3 protein-coding genes and 1 pseudogene are annotated in these 6,000 nt (G+C 55.7%); 2 read left to right on the top strand and 2 right to left on the bottom strand.

Translation table 11 applies throughout. From position 1 onward, the window contains the following. The first annotated feature begins 667 nt into the window (after positions 1–667). Complete coding sequence (locus L6639_RS41330; protein ID WP_237867157.1) at positions 668–973, top strand: hypothetical protein; 306 nt, start codon at positions 668–670, stop codon at positions 971–973. A 662-nt stretch (positions 974–1,635) separates the two neighbouring features. Here L6639_RS41330 and L6639_RS41335 read toward each other — a convergent pair. After that, entirely contained in the window at positions 1,636–2,064 is a 429-nt protein-coding gene (locus tag L6639_RS41335; protein ID WP_237867158.1) for a DUF4399 domain-containing protein, read from the bottom strand. Positions 2,065–2,086: 22 nt separating this feature from the next. Then, positions 2,087–3,646, bottom strand: a complete 1,560-nt coding sequence (locus L6639_RS41340; protein ID WP_237867163.1) for an SUMF1/EgtB/PvdO family nonheme iron enzyme — start codon at positions 3,644–3,646, stop codon at positions 2,087–2,089. Positions 3,647–5,791: 2,145 nt separating this feature from the next. Between L6639_RS41340 and L6639_RS41345 the strand changes: the two are divergent. Continuing rightward, a pseudogene (locus L6639_RS41345) lies at positions 5,792–6,000 on the top strand (IS66 family transposase); the annotation flags it as partial.

Genomic DNA, 6,000 nt, shown 5'->3' on the forward strand with positions numbered 1-6,000 from the left:
AACAGCCCACATGCCGACGGCGGCGTGCGGGTGATAATCTGCGTTCTAGTACTGATTGTAGAAGACGATGAAAAGCCTTTCGTCGTCGATTTTTGTAACGGCGGATGGGGGCGGTGATGGACCTGATCTGGCGGACCGTCGCTTACACAATGCTTATTGGGATGCGCCCAAGCTCGTTCGGCAGTACCAAACGCCGGCCAAAAAAGGGCAGGCTCACTTCCGAAGTACGAGACCTAGACCTATCGCGACGCGCTTAACTGAGGACACGTATCTTCCCAGCTCTTTAGCTATTTGGGCGATGTGAGCATTTTCGCTCGCTAACCTGAGCAGTAACTGGACTTCTTCCTCACTCCACTCCTTGGGCTTTTCAATTTTCATCACCTGTGGCTCCGAAATATGGCACGCCGACCTGAAAAAATCCTGATCTCACACCGCCGATGAGTTATCCGGTCCGATAGAAACACAACCAAGTTTAAGCTGATTTGGCGGTTTTGTCGTCCTGCGGAAACCGGCCCCCAGGGACATACCCTGGCCACCAGCCGTCTTTTGTCCCCTCGGGACAATCCGATCGAGTGGGTCAGTAGCCTGTTCGAAATTTGTACTAGCTTTTTCCACGGAACGGCTACAAAGTGTGCAAATTGCGAATTTGCTTTTCAGGGACGTTGCGATGACAACGCGCGCTGTTTCCCGTAACGCTTTTCGTGGGTTATTTGCCCTTTATGCGGCCAAGGCCCACCACGATGGTAATGGCACCGCTGAAGACCGACTGCTTAAATTGTTCGGGTCGAGCGAAGACATTCCGGACGATCTGTTAGAGCGGTGGTCAATCCGCGCAGGACTGATCGGCCCGGAAGCTGTCGGCAACAAGCTGTCACCGCTCGTAACTCAGATCGCGGACGGTAGCGCTCAATACGATCACGCCAGCGATTTTCTTCATCGACTGCTACGAGATCTAGATCGGCGCGTTCACTAGACGACCCTTTGCCCATGTCGCGCACCAAGCGGCTATATGAATGTAGAATGGGCGCGGACTTCCGTTCTTGTGAAATCCGGGCGCAAATCGTCGATCAACGCTTTCGATCTCCCGATGAATGCTTCCGTGCTCGTCGAAACCCACTTTCATGGTGTCCGCGCCAGTATGCGGTGTGCGTGTCCTCGCGCAGATAAGCTCCGTCATCGGCCGACGCGAGCACTCAAAGCGTCCCTGACTGCGGAGTTGGCAAAGATTGAAGGATGTACGTTTTCATCAGAGCTTGAATCGTGCGCGAGAAGCTTGGTCCGGTTTTAGGTGAGCTGCTAGGCTAATCGCAAACCCCGGAAATGCCCGCTTAAATTTTCTGAGAGGGACGGACCCCGTGGCCGTTTTGTCATAGGGGCTTCGACTTCCAACCTTCCAACAAAGTCGGAAGATACCATTCAGCGGGGAGCAGTAAGGGTTCAAGAATAGAAAAGCTGGGCCGGAATCTGGCAGATCAGTGCGGTTGCTTTGGTGACCACATTAGTTGTCGGAGGTGCCAGGGAGGAAAGGACGTCGGTGCGTAGTCGTTTTCGCAGCGCTGCTCCTTTTGCGAAGATGTCGCTTGGTGGAAGAGGAGATGGTGTCATAGCAACACATAATCCGAAACGACTAAAGGTCTACTTTATCGTGATGGTGATTTTTTCCGAGACGACCGGAGGGTCAAACGGGTAGTGACCAGCGTCCCCCAGGACGAGTTGGAGAGTGTGCTTGCCGGGCTGCAACTCGATGCGTGCTTCGGTCTGCCCTGCTCCAAAATGGAGATGAGACTTGTCAGATGGAATCGGTTCATTGGGATTAAGCGGTTCGCTCACGTCAATCAGGAGATGATGGTGACCGCTGTTTTTAAAGTCGTCGCCTGCATGAGTGACGCCCATACCGCGCAAGCCGAAACGGCACCAGAACCCGCCCTTGATGACCGCACCATTCTGCGGCCAAACAAAGTAGAGAAGAGTGTCCTTGCCTGCAGGTCTTCCTTGGGCTTGAACAGTAGCGAAAGACACCAGCGTCAGGGCGGCGGATAACATCACAAGCCGAATGATCTTCATAGGAGTCTTTCCCTCCGCGGTGTCATGGCGACAAGGCGACGCGGAACCCATGGGTCGGATAGCGAACGTTGGTGTCATAACTGTCGCGGCTCGCTGGGCGAACATAGTTTGCGTCGTTCTTCCAGGAGCCGGACCGGATCACGTGTGAGGAACAATCCCCTCCGAGCCATGGCGAAGCGTCCGACGGCGCACCCTGATAGGTCCTGTGCCAGCAATCCTCAACCCACTGATCGACACCGCCGCCCATGTCGAATAGCTCAAATGGATTTGGCTTGAACGTTCCGACCTTCACTGGTTGGTCGGCGCTGATAACGTCCGCGCAATTTTTGCAATTGGCCATGCCTGGCTGGAGCTGATTGCCCCACCAATATTTAGTCTGTGTGCCACCCCGTGCTGAGAATTCCCATTCAGCCTCGCTTGGGAGCCGATACGATTTGCCTGTCGCAGCTGCCAGCCAAGCAACAAATGCCTTTGCATCACTCCAGCTCACGTTCGTGACCGGCGCGTCGTCCTTCCCTGTCGCTACGAACGCACAGCCCTTTGCAGCGGCGCATTCGTTCCATTCGCGAACAGTGACCGGATATTTGCCGATCAAGAACGGCTTGATTGTAACCCGATGGACCGGCCTTTCTGAGGCGTCGTCGTTGCTACCCATCGAGAAGGTGCCGCCGCGCACCGAAACCATTTCTGGCTCGCGGACCGTCGCAGGGATGGGCGGCACGATGGAGGGCGCGGGTTGACTTGGTGGTACTGCTTGCTCGGAGGGTGGGGGCAGCACGGGAGACGAAGGCAGCGGCGCTTCTTGTTTTGCAGCGGATAATGCCGGTGGGGCGGGCGTTGGCGGTTCCGCTGAGGGCGTGGCCGTCGCTGACGCCTGATGAGCCATTTGATTGTGCGGCTGCACGAGTAGATACCAGAGCACGCCGCCTGCAATAACGAGCACGATTAGACTCAGTAAAATTAGCAGCGCGTTTTCACGTCGTTTATGAACCCTGTTGAAGGCGGTGGCGTCGGGAAGAACGCGATAGACTCTAACTGGATCAGTGATGTTCTTGACTTTACGATCGCCGAGCGACTCGTATCCGCAAACCAGTTTGTGTTTGATCTGCTCGTAGATGCCGCCCGAAATATAGACTTGGCCGGGATCTGCAATTCCCTCAAGACGCGTGGCGATGTTGACGCCGTCACCGTAAACGTCGTCCGCCTCGATGATGACGTCGCCGAGATTCACACCAATTCGATATTCGATCCAATGATGCTGAGGTAGCGATGCGTTGCGCCCGATCATGTTTTGCTGAATGACGATGCCGCACCGAACTGCCTCGACTGGACTGTCAAAGATCGCGAGAAAGCCGTCACCAGTTGTTTTGACTAGCTTACCGTGATGATCTACGATACTGGGCTCGATGAGCTCTCGCTCGAGCCGTTTTACGCGAACGTGCGTTCCCTCTTCATCAATTTGCATAAGGCGGCTATAGCCGGCGATATCGCCGGCAACAATCGCTGCGAGGCGGCGCGGCATCATTTGGCGCGAAGGCTCGTCGCCACCCTTACCGGACTTGATGTTATGAATTTCGGCCATGGTTTAACTCGGCCTTAGTCGACGGTTATCGGCGATGTAAGCAGCGTCTCACTTAATAAGCCTATCACATTATTGAATAGCGGGCAAAAGGACGCGAGGGTCTGGACTGGCCAAATGGCCTTTGATGTTTGCCGGCACGGGCGAACCTTTGTAGGGCAGCACGTCAATCGCGAGTGTGATCTCCTTCACTTTCGGTATAAAAAAAACCTTCGCTATTCCGACAAATGCCATTTCGCCCACGTGGCCGTGACGAAATAACACCTAGCGAGCCCGACTTTAATTGCAGCACGGCTACAATTAGTCTTGACCGAGTTGAAAGGGGCGGATCGGTTAGGGTACCCAAAGTGCCAACGTCAATTGTAGTCCGCCGTCTTCGTTCGGAGAATTGAGAACTTTGGAAGGGTTTGAGGGCGGCTGTTTGGTGTCATCGTCAATGATGTGCTCCTCTAGGGGGGGCGATCGAGCTTGAAGCGCCGGCAAGGTTGACCGAACCATTGCATGCGTTGTCCCTGGCGGCGGCATGTCCTCCGGCGGTCCTAGCCTTTCGCCATGGACGGGTTGCTCCTGCATCCAACGACACAAGCGGTTCGGACGCGCGCGCCGGCATCGAATGGACGTTCGCCCCGGGCAAGCGCACTAGGTCGAGTTCGGTACCGAATTCGAGCCAGAGATCGTCTAGGATTTTGTGTTTGATCGGAAGCCACGCCTTCGCTCATTTTATGCCGAGCGAGATGGCGGTCTCGGCTTCGTCGGGGAGCGGCAGGAATCGAATTTTTCCCAAGATCATGCCTGTATTCGAGTCAACCTGCACTAGTGTCGCAGGATGGATAAGTTGCGGCGCCCTAGGCCCGAGCTCAGCCGCATGGGCTCCCTTCAGGTTGAACGACCCAGCTCGATTGCGCTCGAAGTCGCCACGCTACCGAGGGAGAGCTGTGAGGCCTCTTCACTATTGAACGTGCTGGCGATCGGTATTCCCTTTTAATATTGTCGGTTGCAGGCACGAGTAGCGCCTCCGGTGCCTGCCGATCTCGGTATTGCAGTTCTGAGTGCGTTTGGTGCCTTTGCCCTATCATCATGTTGCTGCCGCTTGCCGATTTGCTCGTGTGACGACGACGGTACGGCTCCGACAAATGTGTGCGCCGGCCAAGTCTATGCGTCGTTCACACAAATGATCTTGGCCAATGTGTTGCCGCCTGCAATGTGCAATTATGGCGTGATGACAAACCTGTGACGTCTTGCCGTCTCGAAGATGTCCGATGACTTTGTGCAGTCCTGATTTTGCCAGTCCGAGGGCCTCGACATTACGCGTGGCGCTATCACCTTCTTGTCACGTCAGCATGTTGGGCCGGCCGCTGCCCGGCTCGAGCGCGGCAGGTGAGTCAGAGAAAGGCTCATAGCTTACAGCGCAATCGCTCACCCATCCCGCCACTACTGCTTGCGACAACAATCAGAATCTCAGCGGAACTAATGAGGCTTTCTCATTAATCTTTGCGATCCCGACATAATAAAAAGGAAGGTCGTGGTTGACGGGGGTAGGGTCTTGGTACCGACCCGCATTTCGACGACTGTTGCTGAGGAGCCTCAGCGGGTGAACCCTGTCGACTGACGGGTTGGCTCGACGTCCCTCGAGGATTGCCAAGCGGCGGCGGCAAAATACCCCGTAAGTACAAGGCTTGTCGCCATCAACGCGATCGAAAGCATCCGAGCCATGGTCTCTCCCGGCACCCAATGGTTGCGCTGCCCGCGAGTCGATGCTGATGAGCCAATTTGGCGATGTAACAACTTACATCGGTATCGCTAACCGATCGTAAACGTTGTTTTGCTGAGATTGGGGAGTCGCACCCAGACTCACTGCGACGCATTGGCTGGAAGCCCGCTAGTTAACGCACCTGGCGGGCTTCTTCCATCCGACGTTCGCAACGTATTGGACGTCGGGATCGCTCCTAGACGAGAGCGCCGTCTTACACTGGAGGTTTGCCACTCGAGAGTGCCTAAACGCAAATAGGGCTGTAACGGCGGCGACTTGAATGTACCAGCTCGCGATAGCGAAGACACGGCAGCGTGGCTCACTGTTATAGAGCCAATTCTAGTCACAGGCGCGAGCGGATTGCTTCCAAGCTGTTCATCCAGCCTCGAGTCTGCCCTGAGTTGGCTGACATCGAGAAGAATGCTCGGGAAGGCAAGAAGGGCAAACCGGTCTCTCCGATCGCGCTGGAGGTGGTCAGGCGTCTTGACGCCCTGTTCGAGATCGAGCGCGCCATCAACGGCCGAAATGCCGACGAGCGGCGTGCCGTGCGCCAGGAGAGAAGCAAGCCGCTTCTTGAAGACATGCATGCCTGGTTGCTGCGCGAGCG

The sequence above is a fragment of the Bradyrhizobium zhengyangense genome, from assembly GCF_022012555.1.
In the GTDB taxonomy this organism is placed as follows: domain Bacteria; phylum Pseudomonadota; class Alphaproteobacteria; order Rhizobiales; family Xanthobacteraceae; genus Bradyrhizobium; species Bradyrhizobium zhengyangense.

What these genes read in the sequence shown, in the direction of transcription:
- L6639_RS41330 (WP_237867157.1), top strand. Translation starts at nt 668, where the DNA reads ATGACAACGCGCGCTGTTTCCCGTAACGCTTTTCGTGGGTTATTTGCC.
- L6639_RS41335 (WP_237867158.1), bottom strand. Translation starts at nt 2,064, where the DNA reads ATGAAGATCATTCGGCTTGTGATGTTATCCGCCGCCCTGACGCTGGTG.
- L6639_RS41340 (WP_237867163.1), bottom strand. Translation starts at nt 3,646, where the DNA reads ATGGCCGAAATTCATAACATCAAGTCCGGTAAGGGTGGCGACGAGCCT.